The organism is Corallococcus sp. AB049A (assembly GCF_003668885.1).
In the GTDB taxonomy this organism is placed as follows: domain Bacteria; phylum Myxococcota; class Myxococcia; order Myxococcales; family Myxococcaceae; genus Corallococcus; species Corallococcus interemptor.
Genome location: NZ_RAWL01000005.1, coordinates 39,391 through 57,992 on the forward strand (window position 1 = coordinate 39,391; position 18,602 = coordinate 57,992).

General features: G+C 71.6%; 12 protein-coding genes. 9 read left to right on the forward strand and 3 right to left on the reverse strand.

The features are described from left to right. Positions 1 to 199: 199 nt before the first annotated feature. From D7X55_RS01165 to D7X55_RS01180, 4 genes are read left to right on the forward strand one after another with little or no spacing between them, the layout of a single operon-like run. Positions 200 to 808, forward strand: a complete 609-nt coding sequence (locus D7X55_RS01165) for a biliverdin-producing heme oxygenase (protein WP_233609452.1) — start codon at positions 200 to 202, stop codon at positions 806 to 808. Continuing rightward, positions 789 to 3,065 carry an ATP-binding protein gene (locus tag D7X55_RS01170; protein ID WP_121721957.1) on the forward strand — a complete coding sequence of 759 codons (2,277 nt, stop codon included), beginning with the start codon at positions 789 to 791 and terminating at the stop codon, positions 3,063 to 3,065. Before D7X55_RS01165 ends, D7X55_RS01170 begins: the two co-directional genes overlap by 20 nt. Beyond that, entirely contained in the window at positions 3,062 to 3,499 is a 438-nt protein-coding gene (locus D7X55_RS01175; protein WP_120546495.1) for a response regulator, read from the forward strand. Before D7X55_RS01170 ends, D7X55_RS01175 begins: the two co-directional genes overlap by 4 nt. After that, positions 3,496 to 4,686, forward strand: a complete 1,191-nt coding sequence (locus D7X55_RS01180) for a hybrid sensor histidine kinase/response regulator (RefSeq protein ID WP_121721958.1) — start codon at positions 3,496 to 3,498, stop codon at positions 4,684 to 4,686. The genes D7X55_RS01175 and D7X55_RS01180 overlap by 4 nt, the downstream gene beginning before the upstream one ends. Before the next feature lie 31 nt (positions 4,687 to 4,717). Here D7X55_RS01180 and D7X55_RS01185 read toward each other — a convergent pair whose 3' ends face one another. After that, positions 4,718 to 5,287: a DUF420 domain-containing protein gene (locus D7X55_RS01185; protein WP_121721959.1), complete on the reverse strand. Its 570-nt coding sequence runs from the start codon at positions 5,285 to 5,287 to the stop codon at positions 4,718 to 4,720. A 333-nt stretch (positions 5,288 to 5,620) separates the two neighbouring features. On the opposite strand from D7X55_RS01185, the gene D7X55_RS01190 reads away from it, so the two are divergent. Genes D7X55_RS01190 through D7X55_RS01210 form a run of 5 tightly spaced genes read left to right on the forward strand, consistent with a single transcriptional unit; the run spans position 5,621 to position 14,849 of the window. Next, positions 5,621 to 7,423, forward strand: coding sequence for a DUF1585 domain-containing protein (locus tag D7X55_RS01190; RefSeq protein ID WP_233609453.1), 1,803 nt, complete (start codon positions 5,621 to 5,623; stop codon positions 7,421 to 7,423). Further along, on the forward strand, positions 7,423 to 8,094 hold the full coding sequence (locus D7X55_RS01195) for a hypothetical protein (RefSeq protein ID WP_120546491.1): 672 nt from the start codon (positions 7,423 to 7,425) through the stop codon (positions 8,092 to 8,094). The genes D7X55_RS01190 and D7X55_RS01195 overlap by 1 nt, the downstream gene beginning before the upstream one ends. A gap of 17 nt (positions 8,095 to 8,111) precedes the next feature. Beyond that, the gene (locus tag D7X55_RS01200) at positions 8,112 to 9,515 is read left to right on the forward strand and encodes a DUF1501 domain-containing protein (RefSeq protein ID WP_120546490.1); all 1,404 of its coding nucleotides are present in this window, start codon (positions 8,112 to 8,114) and stop codon (positions 9,513 to 9,515) included. A 6-nt stretch (positions 9,516 to 9,521) separates the two neighbouring features. After that, positions 9,522 to 11,084 carry a hypothetical protein gene (locus D7X55_RS01205; protein WP_233609454.1) on the forward strand — a complete coding sequence of 521 codons (1,563 nt, stop codon included), beginning with the start codon at positions 9,522 to 9,524 and terminating at the stop codon, positions 11,082 to 11,084. A gap of 36 nt (positions 11,085 to 11,120) precedes the next feature. Then, entirely contained in the window at positions 11,121 to 14,849 is a 3,729-nt protein-coding gene (locus D7X55_RS01210; protein ID WP_121721960.1) for an FG-GAP-like repeat-containing protein, read from the forward strand. Between the two features lies 1 nt (position 14,850). On the opposite strand, the gene D7X55_RS01215 is transcribed toward D7X55_RS01210, so the two are convergent. Next, entirely contained in the window at positions 14,851 to 15,804 is a 954-nt protein-coding gene (locus tag D7X55_RS01215; RefSeq protein WP_120546488.1) for a DMT family transporter, read from the reverse strand. 74 nt (positions 15,805 to 15,878) lie between these two features. Continuing rightward, entirely contained in the window at positions 15,879 to 18,440 is a 2,562-nt protein-coding gene (gene ligD / locus D7X55_RS01220; protein WP_199746823.1) for a DNA ligase D, read from the reverse strand. Between the last annotated feature and the right edge of the window lie 162 nt (positions 18,441 to 18,602).

An 18,602-nucleotide genomic window follows, 5' to 3' on the forward strand; every position in this document is an offset into this window, starting at 1 on the left:
TAAAGACAGGGTGACTCAGGGGGTCGAGTCACCGCGTGGAGTGGTGCCGGGGAAACAGGCCCACCGTGAAGCCTCACGCCGCGTGCGCCCTCGGGTTCGGGCAGCTGTCACTGGTCAACAGTCGCCTGCGATGAACGGCCAACATTCAGCGCGATTGGTTCTTTCCACGCGCCGCGTCGATCCCGATCCTCCCTGGACCTTGGACCTGCTGCGGCGACTGAAGGCGGAGACGCGTCCCCACCATGAGCGGACGGAGGGCGTGGTGCGCCTGATGGACGCGGACCTGACGCCCGAGGGCTACCGGCGCCAGCTGGAGGCCTTCCATGGCTTCTACCTGCCGGTGGAGGCACGGCTCGCCGGGCCCCTGGCGGCGCTGGAGCCGGCGCTGGAGCTGGAGTCGCGCTGGAAGACGGCGCTCCTGGAAGAGGACCTGCGCGCCATGGGGCATGACACGGCCTCGCTCGCGCGGCTGCCGCGCGCCTCTCCCCTGCCGTCGCTGCCGGGACTGGCGGAGGCGCTGGGCTGCGCGTACGTGCTGGAGGGCTCCACGCTGGGCGGCCAGCTCATCCTGCGCCACCTGACGCGCCACTTCGGTCCGGACGCGCGCGTGGGGAACTTCGCCTTCTTCCGGGCCTATGGCGACCGGGTGGGCCCCATGTGGCGTGCCTTCGGCGCGGCCCTGACCCAGGCGTCCGAACGGGCGTCCTCCGAGACCTTCGACGCGGCCGTGGTGCAGGGCGCCCGCGAGACCTTCGACACCTTCGCCGCCTGGTTGATGCGAGAGCACGATGTCCCCGTCCGTCTCTGATGCAGACCTCAGCGTCTGCGATCGCGAACCCATCCACCTGCTGGGCGGCATCCAACCCCGGGGCGTGCTCGTCGCCTTCCACCCGGGTTCGGAGTCCGTCGCGGTCGTGAGCGCCAACGCGGCCGCGCTGCTGGGCGCCGGGCCGGACGCGCTCCTGGGCAAGCCTGTCTCCGGCGTGCTGCCGCACGGGCTGCTCGCGCGCGTGGAGGCGGGCGTGGGGCCGGGGCCCGTCACCGTGGAGGTGTCCGGACAGCGCTGCTTCGCGCTGCTGCATGAGAGCGACGGCCTGCGCGTGCTGGAGCTGGAGCCGGTCATCGACGGGGACGGGGACGTGGGCGCGGAGGAGACGGCGCTCTCCGCGGTGCAGCGGCTGGTGTCGCCGCTGGCGTACGCGAAGGGGACGGTCGCGCTGCTCAACGAGGCCGCGGACGCGGTGCGGGCGCTCATCGGCTACGACCGGGTGATGGTCTACCGCTTCCACGCGGACTTCCATGGCGAGGTCGTGGCGGAGAGCGTGCGCGAGGGCGTGGACTCCTTCCTGGGCCTGCACTACCCGGCGAGCGACATCCCCGTGCAGGCGCGCGCCCTCTACACGCGGAACCCCGTGCGGCTCATCGCGGACGTGGACGCGAAGGCCGTGGCGCTGGTGCCGCCGGTGCTGCCCGGCACCCAGCGTCCGCTGGATTTGTCCGGCTCCGCGCTCCGCAGCGTGTCGGAGATCCACCTGGAGTACCTGCGCAACATGGGCGTGGGCGCGTCCTTCAGCGTGTCGCTCTTGAAGGACGGACAGCTGTGGGGGCTGATGGCCTGCCACCACCTGTCGCCCCGCATGGTGTCCGCCGCGCGGCGCCAGGCGTGCGAGGTGCTGGCGCGGCTCTTGTCGCTCCAGCTGTCCGCGGAGGAGCGCAGCCAGGAGGCCGCCGCCCAGGCGCGCCGCGCGTCGCTGCTCAACATGCTCGTCCTGCCGAACCTGGGCGACCGCAGCCCCGCGAAGGCGCTGGAGACCCAGGCCCCGCTCCTGATGGAGCTCACGGGCGCTCACGGCGTGGCGCTGGTGCTGGGCGCGAGCGCGGGCCCGGAGTCCTCGCCGCTGCTCCTTGGCACCACGCCATCCGCGGAGGAGGTGCACGCCCTGGTGGCGTGGCTTTCGATGGGCGAGCTGCCGGGCGAGGTCTTCCACGTGGATCGGCTGGGGGACGTGTATCCGCCGCTGGCCTCGCGCGCGGACGTGGCCGCGGGCCTGCTGGCGGTGCGGCTGGATCCGTCCGTGCCGCACTATGCGCTGTGGTTCCGCCCGGAGGTGGCGCGCACCGTGGCGTGGGCCGGCAACCCGAACAAGCCCGTGCGCCCGGAGCCGGGCCATGCGCGGCTGCGTCCCCGCGCGTCCTTCGACGTGTGGCGCGAGGAGATGCGCGGCGCCTCCACGCCATGGTCCACGCAGGACCTGGAGGCCGCGCGCGCGCTCAAGGGCGCGCTGGTGGGCGTGGTGCTGCGGCACGCGGAGGAGCTGGCCCGGCTGTCGCGGGAGCTGGCCCGCTCCAACGCGGAGCTGGACGCGTTCGGCGGCTCCGTGGCGCACGACCTCAAGGAGCCGCTGCGCGGCATCCTCCAGTACAGCTCCTTCCTCCAGGAGGACTTCGGCGCCACGCTGGGAGCGGAGGGACGCAAGCAGCTGGAGTCCCTGGCGTGGCTGGCGAAGCGCACGCACTCCCTCATCGACGACCTCTTCGAGTTCAGCCGCCTGGGCCGACTGGAGCTGGCGTGGGAGGAGACGGATCATCAGGCGTTGGTGGAGGACGTGCTCCGGACGCTGGGCGCGCGGCTGGAGGGGGGCAGGGTGGAGGTCCGCCTGCCCCGCCGCCTGCCCACCGTGGCCTGTGACGGCGTCCGCATCCGGCAGGTGTGGGCCAACCTCATCAGCAACGCGGCCAAGTACCAGGCGGCCGAGCCGCGCTGGGTGGAGGTGGGCTTCCTCGGGCCCGGGGAATCCCGCCCCGCGGCGGCGCGTCACGTGAAAGCACCCTACATTTTCTACGTGAAAGACCCCGGCATCGGCATCGCGCCCCAGTTCCATGAGGCCGTCTTCGAATTGTTCCGCCGCCTGCATCCCTCGCAGGCCTATGGTGGCGGCTCGGGGGCGGGGCTGGCCATCGCGCGCCGGCTGGTGTCACTGCATGGCGGTGCGCTCTGGCTGGACTCCGCGCCGGGGCAGGGCTCCACCTTCTATTTCACGCTGGGCGAGGAGCCGAGGTCATGAACCCGCTGCTGCTGGTGGAGGACAGTGATCCGGACGCGGAGGCGCTGATGCGCATCGCGAAGCGGCTGCCCCTGCCCGTGCCCGTGGTGCGCGTGCGCGACGGCGAGAACGCGCTGGACTACCTCTACCGGCGTGGAGCCCACGAGGACGCGGAGCGCCCCACGCTCATCCTGCTGGACATGCACATGCCCGGCATCAGCGGGCGCGACGTGCTGGCCACGCTGAAGGCGGATCCGGACCTGCGCAGCATCCCCGTCATCATCTTCTCCTCCTCGCTGGATGTGGGCGACGTGCAGGGGGCGTACGCGGACGGCGCCAACAGCTACCTCTTCAAGCCGGAGATTGGCCCCCAGCTGCAGGCCACCGCGGAGGCGCTCCACGCCTTCTGGTTCAAGGCGGCGCGCCTGCCCGAGCCCCAGGAGCCGGAGGCATGAGCCTGCGCGTGCTGCTGGTGGACGACGGCATGGCGGACCGCCTCGCGGTCAGCCGCGCGCTGGCGAAGGACCCGGACATGCAGTGGGAAGTGGTGCCCATGTCCAACGCGGAGGACGCGCTGGCATACCTGGAGGGCAACGCCGTGGACGCGATGCTGCTGGACTACCACCTGCCCGGCATGAACGGCGTCACCCTGCTCCAGAAGGTCACGGAGCTGGGCCTGCCCCGCGTGCCCGCCGTGGTGGTGCTCACCGGCAGCGGCAACGAGCGCGTGGCGGTGGAGGCCATGAAGGCCGGCGCCCAGGACTACCTGGTGAAGGAGACCTTCAGCCCGGAGCGCCTGCGCATCAGCCTGCGCACCGCGGTGGACACGGTGCTCATGACGCGCGAGCTGGAGGACCGCCGCCTTCGCGCCGAGCGCGCCGAGACCGCCGCCCGCGAGGCGCTGGCCGTGCGCGACGAGCTCTTCTCGCTGGCGACGCACGACCTCAAGGGCCCGCTTCAAATCATGACGCTCAACGCCCAGGTGCTGCGCCGGCAGATTCCCACCGCCGCGATGACGCCCGCGCTGGAGACGCGCCTGGGCCACATCGTGCGCGCGGCGCACCGCATGGGGGAACTCATCGACCACTTCCTGGAGGTGACGCGCGGCCAGGAGCGCCCCCTCAAGCGCGAGCCCCTGGACCTGTTGGCCATGGTGCGCGGCAAGGTGCGCGAGCTGGAGGCCAACGCCTCCCGCCACCACTTCGTCCTGGAGGTGCCGGAGGGGCGCGACTTCACCGGCGAGTGGGACGCGCACGCCCTGGAGCGCGTGCTGGAGAACCTGATGGGCAACGCGGTGAAGTACAGCGCCGCGGGCTCCACCGTCACCGTGCGCCTGACGGTGGAGGACGGTGACGCGCAGCAGTTCGTGCTGCTCGCCGTGACGGACCAGGGCATTGGCATCCCGGCCGCGGACCTGCCCTTCGTCTTCGAGCGCTTCCACCGCGGCCGCAACGTGTCCCGGGACGTGTCCGGCAGCGGCGTGGGCCTGGCCAGCGCGCGCCGCATGGTGGAGCTGCACGGCGGCTCGCTCGCCGTGCGCAGCGTGGAGGGTCAGGGCTCCACCTTCACCGTGCGCCTGCCCCGGGGCATCGCGCTGCCCACGGAGTCCGTGCGCTCCACGCCTGAACAGCTGGCGCCGTAGGTGCCGGAGCCGGGGCGCGGCGTCCGGAACCTCAGGGCACCGCGGGCACGCTGCCGCGCAGCATGAAGAACACCACCACGCCCGTCACGCTCACGTAGAGCCACATGGGCGCCAGCCACCGCGTCACCTTGCGGTGCCGGCCAAACTGCTGCCGCCAGGAGAAGTAGAAGGCCACCAGCGCCATGGGCAGCACCGGCATGGACAGGATGACGTGGCTGGCCAAGAGCGTCAGGTACAGCCCGCGGAAGCCGCCCACGTAGCGCGTGTCCCCGTGCACGTAGTGGTACGCGAGGTAGCCCACCAGGAACAGCGCGGACGCGGCGAACGCGCTCACCATCAGGTTCTGGTGCGCCTTGCGCGCGCCCCGCTTGATGGCCACCCACCCGGACAGCAGCAGCGCCGCCGCCGTCGCGTTGAGCCCCGCGTTCACCGCCGGCATGAAGCGCAGGTCCATGCCCATCCCCGCGCCTCCGCGCCGGATGAGCAGCAGCCACGCCAAGAGCGCCAGCGCGCCGGCGGACACCACGCCGATCGCGACGAAGAAGGAGCGGTCATTCGTGGACGCGGGAGAGGGCGTCAGCCCGGAAGCGGCGTTGGACATGCCTTCTTCTGGACCGCGCCCGGGCCGCTTGCAACAGGCCGCTCAAGCAGAATCCCGCGAAGGCCTACATGTCGGTCGAATGGAATCGGTTAGGTCAACTGGATATCAAACCGGAAATTCCTTCATACTTCGGACCACTGCGTCACCCCCGACCCCCCCTCTCGGAGGTTCCCCGTGTTCAGCGTGCGTTGCCTTGCCCCCCTGGCGAGCGCCGCCCTCCTGCTCGCCCTGCCCGCAGCCGCTGAAGAAGCGGTGTGCGCGCCCGTGGCGAAGGTTCCCTTGGAGCGGCATCTAAGACAGCTTTCTCTCGACTTGCTGGGACGTCCTCCGACCATGGAGGAGTACAAGGCGTTCCAGGCGAAGGGCTCCGTCACGGCGGAGGACGTCCGCGCGATGATGAAGGACGAGTCCTTCTACGCGCGGATGCGCGACTACCACCGCGCGCTGCTTCGCTCGAACATCAGCGGCAGCGTGCAGGGCAACGGCGACTACCGCGTGTCCGGCACGCCGCTGAGCTTCGCGGGCAACAACTCCAACAGCCTGCGCGGCGGCCAGAGCCAGCGCTGTGACGGGGAGATTGCCCAGGACAGCTGCAAGGCGAGCCCGCAGGACCCGCACCAGGACAGCTCCACGCCCTCCGTCTGCCGCGACGCGCAGGGCGTGCCCATGCCGGTCAGCTACGACTACGACACGAACTTCTACCAGTGCCGCCAGCTGGACGTGAACGCCACGGAGCCGGAGCTGAAGTTCGCGGACTGCAACGCGCTGAAGGCCAGCCCGACGTACGGCAGGTACGTGAACTTCTGCGACAACCGCTACCTGGCCTCCGCGGGCAGGTCCGTGGGCTACCTCTGCCTGCCGGACCCGAACAAGAACACCACCAACGTGCTGGTGCCGGAGCCGGCCACGGGCGTCATCACCGCCTGGGTGCAGCCGGCGGGCGGGACGGGCTCGCTGAAGCTGAACCGCTGCAAGTTCGACGCGACGGACGCCAACACCCCCTGGACGCCGAAGCAGGGCTGCGTGCACCGCGAGGGCTACGTCACCACCACGGTGCAGCCCTACTGGTCCACCACCACGGAGCCGGTGAAGGTGTGCGCCATCGAGGCGCAGAACCGCGCGACGAACCCGTACAACGGCCAGTCCTGTGAGACGGGCCGCTTCAACGGCGACCGCACCTGCGGCTGCGGCGACAAGATGCGCCGCTGCGAAATCAGCGACGTGCACAACGCCCGCGTCGCCGCCTTCAACGAGGAGCCGCTCTTCATCACGGACTCCGTGGTGCGCAACGACGAGCCCTACTTCAACATCCTCACCACCCGCCGCTCCTTCGTGAACGGCCCGCTGTCGGAGTTCTACAAGCAGCGCCAGGGCGTGGGCGTCTTCAGCATCAAGGCCCCGGCGGACAACGCCGTGCTGCCCACCGTGACGTACGCCAGCACCACCCAGTGGAACGAGTACGTCCGCGACAGCACCCACTCCGGCGTGCTCACCACGCCCGCGTTCCTCTACCGCTTCCCCACGCAGCGCGCCCGCGTGAACGAGTTCTACGAGGCGTTCCTCTGCAAGCACTTCGCCCCGGCCGCGGACGCGAACCTGCCGCCCCCGGATGACGCCTGCAACCGCGAGAACAACCTGGCCAGGCGCTGCGGCTGCAACTACTGCCACGCCACCATCGAGCCCACGGGCGCGCACTGGGGCCGCTACGCGGAGCGCTCCGCGCAGTTCCTGTCCCCGGACCAGTTCCCCCGCCTGGACGTGAAGTGCCGCGACTGCGCCATCGCCGGTGACACCAGCTGCGGCGGCGAGTGCAGCCAGTACGTGATGCAGGCCTTCGACGGCGACGGCGCCAACTCGCTGGGCCTCCTGAAGACCTACCTCTACCGCACCGCGGACGAGGAGAAGAACATCGAGGGCGGTCCGCAGGCGCTGGTCAAGCGCATGATGGAGACGGGCGACCTGGAGCGCTGCACCGTCAAGCGCGTCTGGAACGAGTTCCTGGGCCGCGCCATGACGGCCGAGGAGCAGCGCCTCTACCTCCAGCAGCTGTCGCAGGACTTCGCCAAGAACAACCACAGCCTCAAGGGCCTCATCGAGCAGGTGGTGATGTCCGACGCGTACCGGAGGATCGACTGATGCGCCGCCTTCTGCTGACCGCGCTGCTCGCGCTCGCCACGGGCTGCACCCAGGGCTCCGTGGACGTCCCCGCCAAGCCCGTCCCGCTGGACGCCCAGCTGGACCCGGTGCCCAACCCGCACGGCAACACGGACCAGATTGATCCGCTGCCGGACCCGGAGGCCCAGGGGGGCAGCGTGGGCCGCGCGCCCCGCCGCCTCACCGTCGCGCAGCTCAAGGAGTCCATCCGCGTCGCCGTGGGCATGGAGTGGGATGAGCTGGAGTCGCGCGCCCAGTCGCTGGGCCGCGCGGACTACGCGCTGATTACCTCGGAGAACACGGAGCCCAACCTCGTCTTCGCCCGCTTCCTGGACGACGGCGCGCGCAAGGTCTGCATCGCCCAGGCGCAGAAGGACATCGCGCAGGCGGACGTGAGCTTGCGCACCCTGGGGCGCACGCTGCCCTCGCCCATGAGCGATTTGACGAAGCTCACGGACGCGCAGGTGAACGAAACGCTCGTGTACCTCTCCACGCGGTTCTGGGGCGCGCCCCTGTCCGGTGAGGAGCTGACGCGCTACGCGACGTTCTTCCGCAAGGCCGCCGCCCGGGCCGAAACCCTCAAGAAGCGCGACCAGGCGCTGGCGGTGGTGTGCATCGCCATGCTGACGGACTCGCGCTTCATCACCTACTGACCTTGACGGTGCCCGCGATGAAGAAGACGCGCCAAGACGACACCTGCTGCCCCGAGCGCCGCACCTTCCTCAAGGCCGGAGCCGGCTTCATGGGCTCGCTCCTGCTGGGAGGCATCCCCTTCAAGGCCGTGGCCCAGGCGACGAACCTGGCCCCGCCGGACCGCTGCTTCGTCTTCGTGTATTTCAGCGGCGGGTGGGACCAGCTGCTCGCGCTGGACCCGCGTGACCCGGCGGTGTTCACCGCCGACCGCGTCAGCGAGACGCGCATCATGCCGGGCTACAGCCTGCTCACCGACTCGCGCTTCCAGCAGGTGCCCATCGTCCCCAAGGAGCGCGCGGGCGCCGGCCCCGCGGCCATGACCTTCGGGCCCGCGGTGGGCGCGCTGTCGGACCACTACGACCTGATGACGGTGGTGCGCGGCATCAACATGAGCACGCTCACCCACGAGGTGGGCTACCGCTACTTCCTCACCGGGAAGATGCCCATTGGCAGCGCGGCGCGCGGCTCCTCCACCGCCACGGAGATCGTGGGCCAGATGAAGCCCGCGGTGCCCATCCCCTCCATCGCTCAAGGTGTCGAGTCCTACAACGACCGCTACGGCGGCTACGCCAACGCGCTGCGCGTCAGCGGCCTGGCGGACCTGGTGCTCACGCTGGACCCGCCCGTGGCGTCGCGCCAGCTGGACAGCGAAATCGAGAAGAGCCTCATCGACCTCAACGGCCAGCCCATCACCTGCGAGGAGCAGGCGCTCACCGCCCGGGGCGTGGGCACGGCCTATGAGAGCAGCCGCGGCCAGATGCAGACGGTGATGGAGAACAAGCTGTCGGACTCGTTCCGCTTCCAGCTGGCGGCCAACCAGTCCGTGCGCGACTTCTACGGGCTCAACAACCAGTCCTACCCGTACAACAGCGCCGCGGGCCGCGCCGCCATGGTGGCCACCGCCCTGAAGAAGGGCATCAGCCAGTGCGTGTCCATCAACCTGGCCGGCGGCCTGGACACCCACTTCGGCACGCAGCAGACGCACGCGACCAACCAGCGGGCGGGCTTCGACGCGCTGAACCTGCTGGTGAATGACCTGCGCCAGACGGCGCACCCCGGCGGCGGCAACTTCATGGACCACACCACCATCCTGGTGTTCAGCGAGTTCGCTCGCACGCCCACCATCAACGCCACGGGCGGGCGCGACCACCACCTGTCCAACAGCTGCCTGCTGATGGGCGCGGGCATCAAGCACAACCGGGTGGTGGGCCGCAGCGGTGACATCGGCATGTCGCCGGGCCTGGTGGACCTGCGCACGGGCGCCAACGACCCGAACGGCTCCAACATCTTCCCCGAGCACATCATCGCGACGGTGCTGGCCTCGGCGAAGCTGGACTACAGCATCACCCGGGTGGACCCGCTGCGGTTCATCCTTGCCTGAACCTTGATGAGCACTCCCCTCCTGCGTCCCCATCCGCGCCACGGTTCCCCCGCCGTGGCGCGCTTCCTGTCCACCTCGCTCCTGCTGATGTCCGCGGCGCTGGCTTCCGCGTGCGGCGAGGACGCACCCCCGGGCAGCGACCCGGCGAAGCCCGCGGCCTTCACGGCCACCCAGGTCACCACGGCGCAGTCGCTGGCCGCGGTGCCCGGCTTCGCGGACCAGTCCGGCGGCGGCATCTTCGCCACCGCTGGCGGCGAGGCCGTGCGCCTGCGCCTGGACGGCACCCGGGCAGCGCTCGCCGCCCACCCGCAGAACACCGCGGTGCTGGGCTCCGTGCGCGCCACCTTCCGCCTGGGGCCGCACAGCGCCCTGGTGGAGACGGACCGCGGCCTGTTCCTCGCGGACCAGGGCTGGCTCATCGAGCCGCTGTGGCAGGAGGTGCTGGGCACCGGCATCGTCGCCACCGCGCAGACGGCGGACGGCGCGGCGTGGATTGCCCACCCCACCGGCCTGTTTCAAATCCAGGGCGGCGTGCTCGCGTCGCTGAAGCTGTCCGGGCAGCCGCTCAACAACATCACCGCCATGACGGCCGCGCCCGCGGAGGACGGCCTCGCGGGCCTGTGGTTCACGCGCGAGGGCCGCCTCAACGTCGTAGTGGCCTCCGCGCCGGGCGTCTACCAGGTGCGCGGCTCGGACGCGCCGCTCGCCGGCGGTGAGACGGTGCGGGCGCTCGCGGGGCTGAGCGCGGGCACGGGCGTGGCGGGCGAGGTCTGGGTGCTCACCAGCACCCGCCTCCTGCGCCGCAACGCGGAGGGCTGGAGCCCGGTGGACCTGCCGGCGCTGCCCGAGCAGCTCCTGGGCGCGGGGCGCTTCCTCTGGGCCCGCGCCGGCAACCGGCTCTTCACCTACGACGCGGACGCGAAGGTGTGGGGCTCCGCGGAGGGGCTGCCCTCCGGGAGCGTGACGCTGCTGGCCGCGGACGAGAGCGGCTGTGCGTGGATCCGCGTGGGCGAGCAGGCCCTGGCCATCAGCCAGACGCCGGTGCCGCGCGTGACGGGCATGCACCAGGGCATGCTGGTGGTGGAGGACGGGCTGGTGGTCCAGGCCCGCCTGCCCCCGGGGACCGCGCCCAGGAGCGTCCTCTTCCAGCTGGAGGGCAAGGAGGTCGAAGCCACCGGGCCCGCGTTCAGCATGGGCGGCCTGGAGGCGGACGGTGAGACGCTCAAGGCGTTCTCCTTCTCCTCCCTGACCCCGGGCGGGCACACGCTGAGCGTCGTGTCCCGCTTCGAGGACGGCAAGGAGGCGCGCCGGCAGCTGCCCTTCGTGTACCAGCCGCTCGCCACCGTCCCCAGCTGGGCGCGCGACATCCGGCCCATCCACGAGGCCCGCTGCGCCAAGTGCCACACCACCAGCCCGGGCCGGCCGCTGAACACCTATGAGCTGTGGAAGTCCAACGCCCAGCTCATCAACGCGGCGGTGCGCGACCTGCGCATGCCCGCGGACGGGCCGTTGGATCAGCAGGGCCTCGCCCTCATCCAGCGCTGGGTGTCCTCCGGCGCGCTGCCCTGAAATCCCCGCGTCACGACTGCTTCCGAGGCACCCTCCATGAAACGTCTTCTTCGCGCGACCCCCCTCGCCGCGCTGCTGACCCTGGGCTGTGACGGCGAGCTGAAGCCCGCGGATCAGCTCCCCTACGTGGGCCCCTGTGAGGGCCTGGCCCCGCTGACGCTGTCGGCGGAGCCCACCACGGTGCGCTCCGGCAGCGTGGCCACGCTGACGGCCGGCGGCGGCAGCGGCCACTACTCCTACCGCGTGGAGGCGGGCGGATCCTCCGGCGACATGCGAGGCAACCGCTTCGTCGCGGGCGCCACGCCCGGCGAGGACACGCTGACGGTCGTGGACGACCAGTGCGGCGGCGCCACCAGCGTGCGGGTGAAGGTGATCGCCGGCTTCGGCGTCTCGCCCGCGCGCGCGATGCTGCGGCCGGGCACGTCCTTCCAGATCCTCATCGAGGGCCTGGTGGGCACGGCGGTCTTCACGCTCACCACCAACGGCTCCGGCGCCACGCTCAGCGACACGGGCGTCTACACGGCGGGGCAGGTGGAGGCGCAGGACGTCATCACGGTGCGCGACACGAAGTCCGGCGACACCGTGGCGCTCCAGTACACCGTGAGCAAGGCGGCGAAGCTGGTGGGGGACCCGCAGTACCTGGGCGTGCCGTCGGGTTCCTCCGCGCCGCTGGCCGCGGCGGGCGGCACCGACCGCGTGACGTGGACGAAGAAGTCCGGCCCGGGCTCCGTGGTGAACGGCCGCATCGTGGTGGAGGCCGGCGCGACGGGCACGGTCGTGCTGGAGGCGAAGGACGCCTTCACCGGCGACGTGGCCCCGGTGTCGGTGCGCGTGCTGGATGAATTGACGCGGCCCCTCCTGGCGCACGGCAAGCTGTCGGACGTGGCCACGCTGGTGACCGCGGACTTCGACGGCGACGGCATCCAGGACCTGGCGGTGGGCCAGCGCGAGAGTGAGCTTTCGCGCCCCACGGGCGGCGCGGTGTTCGTCTACAAGGGCGCTTCCTCCGGCCTGCCCGCGAAGCCCACCTGGGTGCTGACGGGTGAGACGGAGGGCGCGCTCTTCGGCGACATGCTGGCGGTGGGCGACCTGGACGGCGACGGCATCTCCGACCTGGCGGTGTCCTCGCCGGGCGCGGACGTCACCATCGGTGACTCGGGCGCGGTGTATCTCTATTCGTTCAAGCCAGGGCAGGGGCCCGCGCTGCTGCGGCCCGCGCTCACCGGCCTGGGCCGGGGCGGGTTCGGCACGGGCATGGCCATCGCGGACGCGGATGGCGACGGGGACATGGATCTGTTCGTCGGCTCGCCCGGCGGAGACCTGTCCACGCTCTCCGGCATCAGCCGGCGCGGCGTCGTGGACATCTTCATCCTCAACAAGGGACAGGCCCTCCCGGACCTGCCGGCGGTGCGCCTGGGCGGCCAGGACCTGGACAAGGACGGGAAGTTCACGCTGAAGAGCACCACGGAGCTGGGCCGCGCGCTCGCGGTGGCGGACCTCAACGACGACGGCCGACCGGACCTGGCGGCGCTGCACCGGCTGACGCGCTTCAACGCGGATGGCACCACCAACGGGCAGCAGATGGCCGTGGCGGTGTACTTCGCGCGCGACACGGCGCCGCGCTACCGCTCCGCCGCGGACCTCTACGTGCTGGTGTCCAACACCGCCGTGGAGTCCATGGCCAACGAGGGCACCTTCCGCCTGGGGACCATTCCCGGCGAGGGCAGCCGTCCCCCGTTCCTCCTGGTGATGGCGGACCGGGCGGACTCGCCGAACCTGAGCGCGTCGGGCGGCGGGGCGTCACAGCAGGACGCGGGCGGCGCGTACCTCTTCGACCTGCGGGGCGCGAAGCTGGCGGCGGATCCGGCGGCGGTGAACCCTCCGACGGTGGCGCTTTCGAGCGCGTTCGCGCGCTTCTACGGCGACGCGCGGAGCATCAACGCCACCCGGAGCTGGGCGGTGATGGACGTGGACGGCACGCAGGGGCCGGAGCTGCTGCTGGGCGCGCCGTATGCGTCGGTGACGGCCGGCACGACGACGCTGGGCAACGCGGGCAAGGTGCTGGTGTATCCGCTCACGGGCCTGTCCAAGAACACGGTGATGAACAAGCCGCTCGCGGCGCTGGGGGGCTCGGCGAAGTCGGAGGTGCTGGGCGCGGGCCTCGCGGCGTGGAAGCTGCCGTCCGGCCCGGTGCTGGCGGGCTTCTCCGGCCGCGCGTCCTCCGCGTCGGGGGCGTTCACCGGCCGCGTGGATGTCTTCACCCGGGCCGGCGCGTCGGTGGCGGACTGGGCGCGCAGCGGCATGGACGTGACGGCGAAGGCCAGCGTGGAGCGCTTCGGTGAGACCGTGGCGGTGTCGCGCCTCAACGGCAAGGTGATGGCCCTGGTGGGCTCGCCAGGCTTCTCCGGCCCGGGCCCCAACAACGACGGCGCGGACCTGACCGTGGGCCGCGCGTACACCTTCGACACCTCGGAGCCGGGCAAGGCCATCGTGTCCGGCGAGGGCGCCAGCTCGCCTTGGTATGGCGGCCGCAACGTGGGCGTGGACGTGGCGTTCACGGACTTCAACGGCGACGGGCGGCCGGACCTGGTGGCGGGCGCCACGGGGCTCACCATCCCGGCCACGAACTCCGCCGCGACGGAGCGCGACCCCTACGTGCAGAACGCCTGCATGACGACGGCCACGCAGTCACTGGGCGGACTGCTGGTGTCGGTGGGCCAGGCGGACGGCACCTTCAAGCCGGCCTACCGCGTGTTCGCGCCGTCCGTGGTCGACGGTTGCCATGACGCGGCGAACACCCGCTGCAAGCGCACCAACATGGGCCGGGGCGTGGTGGGCGGCTTCGACTTCAACAACGACGGCAAGGAGGACGTGGCCGTGCTGCGCGACCGCGGCATGGATGTGTTCCTGGGCCGCGCGCCGGAGGACGCGTCCTTCGCGAAGATGACGCTGGCCTGCGACGCGGCGTATTCGTGGCCCAGCGCCCCCATGCCCGCGCCGCACTGGGGAGACACCGTGATGCCGGCGACCTCCGCCATCGCCTCGGTGGGCGACCTCAACGGGGACGGCTGCGACGAGGTGGCGTGGCGCTACTCGGACAACACGCACTCGGGCATCGTGATTGCCTACGGCTTCGACAAGGGCGGCTCGAAGTGTGGGGGCCGCACGGTGGGCGCCACCGTGCGCATCGCCGCGGACACGGAGGTGGGGCGCGCGCTGATGAACCTGGGCGTGGCCACCACGCGCGCGGGGAAGTTCCTGGGAGCCTCCGGCGCGGACTACCTGGCGGTGAGCGCCAACAACTACCTGGTGGAGGGCGTGAGCCAGCAGGCGGTGCTGCTCATCCAGACCAGCAAGCTCACCCCGCCCGCCACCGGTGAGACGCTGCTGGACGTCGCCGACCTGGCCCCGCTGAACCTCACCTACCGCACCCGCGCCGTGAGCTTCGGCACGTCGCTGTCGGGCGGCAGGGACCTCACCGGCGACGGCGTGCCGGACCTGTGGGTGGGCGCGCCCAACGCGTCGGTGGCCTCGGATGGCGACGGCGCGGCGTTCCTCTTCGCCGGTGGCGCGAAGTCCACCGGCCCGCTGGCGCCCTTCCTCCTGGTGGTGGGCGACGGCGCCGAGCGCTCCTTCCTGGGCCAGTCCCTCTCCGTCGTCCCCGGCTCCGGAGGCTCGCCGCCCACGGCCATCATCGGCGCGCCGAGGAGCTACCGCACCGGCACGCAGAACGGCACGGCGTACGCGCTGCCCCTGCCGTTCTGATTCACCCCGCGCTCGGGGCTTCCGGAGGCGCCTTCGCCTCCGGGGCCTCGTCGCGGTTGGCGAGCGCCGCCGCCGTGAGGATGAGCGCGCCGCCCGCGAGCAGGGACGGCGTGAGCGGCTCACCCAGCAGCGCCACGCCCAGCGTCACCGCCACCAGCGTGTCCAGCAGCGCCATGGCCCCCAGCGCCGCCAGCGAGATGCGCGGCAGCAGCCAGTACAGGCACTGGTAGGTGAGCACCGTCCCGCCGAACGCCAGGTACAACAGCGCGCCAATCGCCTTCGGCGTCCAGTGCGCCGGCTGGTCCCACTCCAGCAGCGCGGACGCGGACAGCAGCAACGCGGCGCTGCTCAGGGTCTGCACCAGCGTGAGCAGGTGCGGCGGCACGTGCGTCATGTGCCGGCGCACCAGCACGTTGGCCACCGCCACCACCGACGCCGCGAACAGCGTCATCATGCAGCCCAGCACCACCTGTCCGGAGAAGCTGAGCGACACCAGCTCCTGGTGCTGGAGCGCCACCACGCCCGTCAGGCCCAGCGCCGCGGCGAAGAGCTTGCGCCCGGTGAGCGGCTGATCCGGAAAGACGATTCTCCCCACCAGGAGCAGCCACACGGGGAAGGTGGAGAAGAGGAGCGCGGACCAACTGGAGGGGATCCACTGCTGCGCCACGAAGAGCAGCCCGAAGGGCACCGCCAGCTGGAGCACGCCCAGCCCCGCGATGCGCCACCCGGTGCCACCGCCCAGCGCCGTGCCTCGCGAGCGCGCGAAGGGCAACAGCGCCACCCCGGCCACGAGCATGCGCGTGCCCACGAAGCGCAGGGGCGGCAGGTCCTCCAGCCCCACCTTCACGGCGGCCCACGTGGAGCCCCACAGGAGGAAGCAGGTGGCGTAGGCCAGGGACACCTTCCACCGCGGCGCGGGCTGCACGGCCGGGGTCACGACGGTCACGGACGACATGGCGCGCGGGCACTAGCACGCGCCGCCCCCTTCGGGGAGACCTCCCTTCAGGGTGCGGCGCGTCAGCCGCCTGCTCACTCGTCCGGCAACACCTGCTTCACCCGGAGCACGGGGGCGAACAGGTCCCCCACGGCATCCAGGCGCTTCTTCAGCGTCTTCAGGCGGAAGCGGTGCGGGTCCAGGCGGCCGTTCACCTCGCTCCACTCGAGCGGCGCGGAGAAGGGCGCGCCCTCCACGGCGCGCAGGGAGTAGGGCGCCACCACCGTCTTGCCGCGCGCGTTCTGTCCCGCGTCGATGTAGAGCCGCCCGCCGCGCTCGCGGATGGAGCGCTCCGTGGTGGCGATGTCCCCCAGCTCCTCCTCCAGCTCGCGCGCCCGCGCGTCCGCGAACGCCTGGGTGCGCGCGTACGTGTGGCCCGGCGCCAGGGGCACCAGCACGTGCAGGCCGCGCTTGCCGGACGTCTTCGGGAAGGACTTGAGCCCCAGCTCATCCAGGCGCGCGTGCAGCAGGGTGGCCACCCTCACCACGTCCTTCCAGCCGCCCTCGCCGGGGTCCAGGTCGAACACCACGAAGTCCGGCTGCGCCAGCCTTGGCGCGTGCGACAGCCACATGTGCACCGTGAGCGCGGACTGGTTGGCCAGCCACAGCAGCGCGGGCGTGTCCTTCACGTTCACGTGGCGCAGCGTCTTGTCCTCGTGGCGCACGCGCAGGGTGGGCATCCATGACGGGATGCCGGACAGCTCGTGCCGGAAGAAGCCCGGGGCCTGGATGCCCGCGGGCCACTGCTGGTGGGCCAGGGGCCGGTCCGCGAGCACGGGCAGGAGCAGCGGCGCCACCTGCTCGTAGTACGCGAACACGTCCGCCTTCGTCAGGCCGTCCTCGGGGAACAGCACGCGGTCGCCGTGCGTGAGGGTCACCTCCGGCGCGCGCGAGGACTTCCCGCGGGCCGTCTTCACCGAGGGCGCCTTCGCGGTGCGCGCGGCGGCCTGCACCGGCGCGCGGCGTGAGCCCCGGCGCGCGGCGCCCTCGATGGGGGCGGGGCGCTCGCGCACGACCTCCTGCGGCACCTTGTCGCTGCGCAGGCCCTGGAACACGGGGTGGCGCAGCCGGCCGTCCTTCGTCCACTCGGTGAAGTTCACCTGGGCCACGTACTTCGGCTTCACCCAGACGGTGTCGGAGCTCGAGGGCGCGTCCACGGCGGCGGGCTTCTTCACGCGCGTGGCGTCCAGGAGCCAGCGCAGCTCGCGGCGGTCCTTGGACGTGTAGCCCGTGCCCACCTTGCCCACGTCGTGGAAGCCGTCCTTGCCGCGCACGCCCACGCGCAGCGCTCCAATCTCGGACTTCGCCCGCTCGTTCTTGATGGGCAGGTAGCCCAGGATGACGACCTCCTGGCCCGCGACGACCTTCAGCTTCAACCAGTCCCCGGAGCGCGCGCCCGTGTAGGGCGAGTCCTTGCGCTTGGCGATGAGCCCCTCCCACCCCTTGCGCCGCGCCTCCAGCAGCGCGCGCGACAGCGGCAGGTCCACCTTCTCGGAGAGCTGCAGGGGCTGCTGCGCCTTCGCCATCAGCTTCTCCAGCCGCGCGCGGCGCTCTTCATAGGGCAGCTCGCGCAGGTCCTCGCCATCCAGCCACAAGAGGTCGAAGACGACGAAGCGCTGCTCCGCGCCCTCTTCCGTGTTCTGCAGAATCTGGAAGCGCGAGCGGCCCTTCGCGTCGAGCGCGACAATCTCCCCATCCACGACGACGTCCTTCGCGGGCAGCTCTCGCAGCGCGGCGGCGAGCCGGGCGAAGCGGCTGGACAGGTCGTTGCCCCGGCGGCTCTGGAAGGCGAGCTTCCCGTTCGTGAGGGCGCACACGGCGCGGAAGCCGTCGTATTTCACCTCGTAGGCGTGCGTCTCGTCGTGCACCTCGTCGGACACCGCCAGCCGCGCCAGCATGGGCGGCCACACGCGCTCCAGCAGCTTCTCGGGTCTGGCGGGAACCCGGGCCAGCTTCCTCTTCGCGGCCTTGCGCACGGGGGCCGCGGGCTTCTTGTTCCGCAGCACGCCGGGCTTGCGCGGCCCCTGGGTCTCCACCTGCCCGCTCTTCACGGACTCGGGGCGCTCCACGGTGACGTCGTAGCCGGCCTTGGCGTACGCGTCCTTCGCCTTGAAGAAGAGCCACTGCGCCTTGCCGCCGCGCGGCCGCGTGCGGATGAGGTGCCAGCGCCCCTTGAGCTTCGCGCCGTGCAGCACGACCTCCAGGTGCCCGCGCTTCAGCTGCGCCTCCGCGTCTCCTGAACCGGTGGTCTCGAAGGTGCCGGACTCCCAGAGCAGCGAATCCCCGCCGCCGTACTGGTCATCCGGGATGTGGCCCTCGAAGTCCCCGTAGGAGAGGGGGTGGTCCTCCGTCTGCACCGCGAGCCGCTTCACGGCGGGGTCGTGGCTGGGGCCCTTGGGGATGGCCCAGCTCACCAGCACGCCGCCAATCTCCAGCCGCAGGTCGTAGTGAAGGCGCGTCGCGTCGTGCTTGTGGATGACGAAGACAGGCGCGCCGGACTTCGGGGCCTTCACGTCCGGCGGCGGTTCGGGCGTCAGGTGGAAGTCGCGCTTCGTCCGGTAGCGGCGCAGCCGCCTCTGCGTGTCGGAGGTCTTCACCCTCCAACGCTCTGCACAGGAAGGCGGGCGCGCAATTCCTCCCATCGGCTGGTGGGCAACCAGGAGGGCAAGCGCTCCGCGCGGACCCGGCACCCCATTTTCCGGCCACACCCCAGATGGGAGGGGAGGGCTGTCCGCCTGCCCTGGGTGCGGTGGAGGGAT

Excerpts from the sequence above, each read along its gene's own strand:
- D7X55_RS01170 (WP_121721957.1), top strand. The coding sequence starts at position 789 with ATGTCCCCGTCCGTCTCTGATGCAGACCTCAGCGTCTGCGATCGCGAA.
- D7X55_RS01175 (WP_120546495.1), top strand. The coding sequence starts at position 3,062 with ATGAACCCGCTGCTGCTGGTGGAGGACAGTGATCCGGACGCGGAGGCG.
- D7X55_RS01180 (WP_121721958.1), top strand. The coding sequence starts at position 3,496 with ATGAGCCTGCGCGTGCTGCTGGTGGACGACGGCATGGCGGACCGCCTC.
- D7X55_RS01185 (WP_121721959.1), bottom strand. The coding sequence starts at position 5,287 with ATGTCCAACGCCGCTTCCGGGCTGACGCCCTCTCCCGCGTCCACGAAT.
- D7X55_RS01190 (WP_233609453.1), top strand. The coding sequence starts at position 5,621 with ATGGAGGAGTACAAGGCGTTCCAGGCGAAGGGCTCCGTCACGGCGGAG.
- D7X55_RS01195 (WP_120546491.1), top strand. The coding sequence starts at position 7,423 with ATGCGCCGCCTTCTGCTGACCGCGCTGCTCGCGCTCGCCACGGGCTGC.
- D7X55_RS01200 (WP_120546490.1), top strand. The coding sequence starts at position 8,112 with ATGAAGAAGACGCGCCAAGACGACACCTGCTGCCCCGAGCGCCGCACC.
- D7X55_RS01205 (WP_233609454.1), top strand. The coding sequence starts at position 9,522 with ATGAGCACTCCCCTCCTGCGTCCCCATCCGCGCCACGGTTCCCCCGCC.
- D7X55_RS01210 (WP_121721960.1), top strand. The coding sequence starts at position 11,121 with ATGAAACGTCTTCTTCGCGCGACCCCCCTCGCCGCGCTGCTGACCCTG.
- D7X55_RS01215 (WP_120546488.1), bottom strand. The coding sequence starts at position 15,804 with ATGTCGTCCGTGACCGTCGTGACCCCGGCCGTGCAGCCCGCGCCGCGG.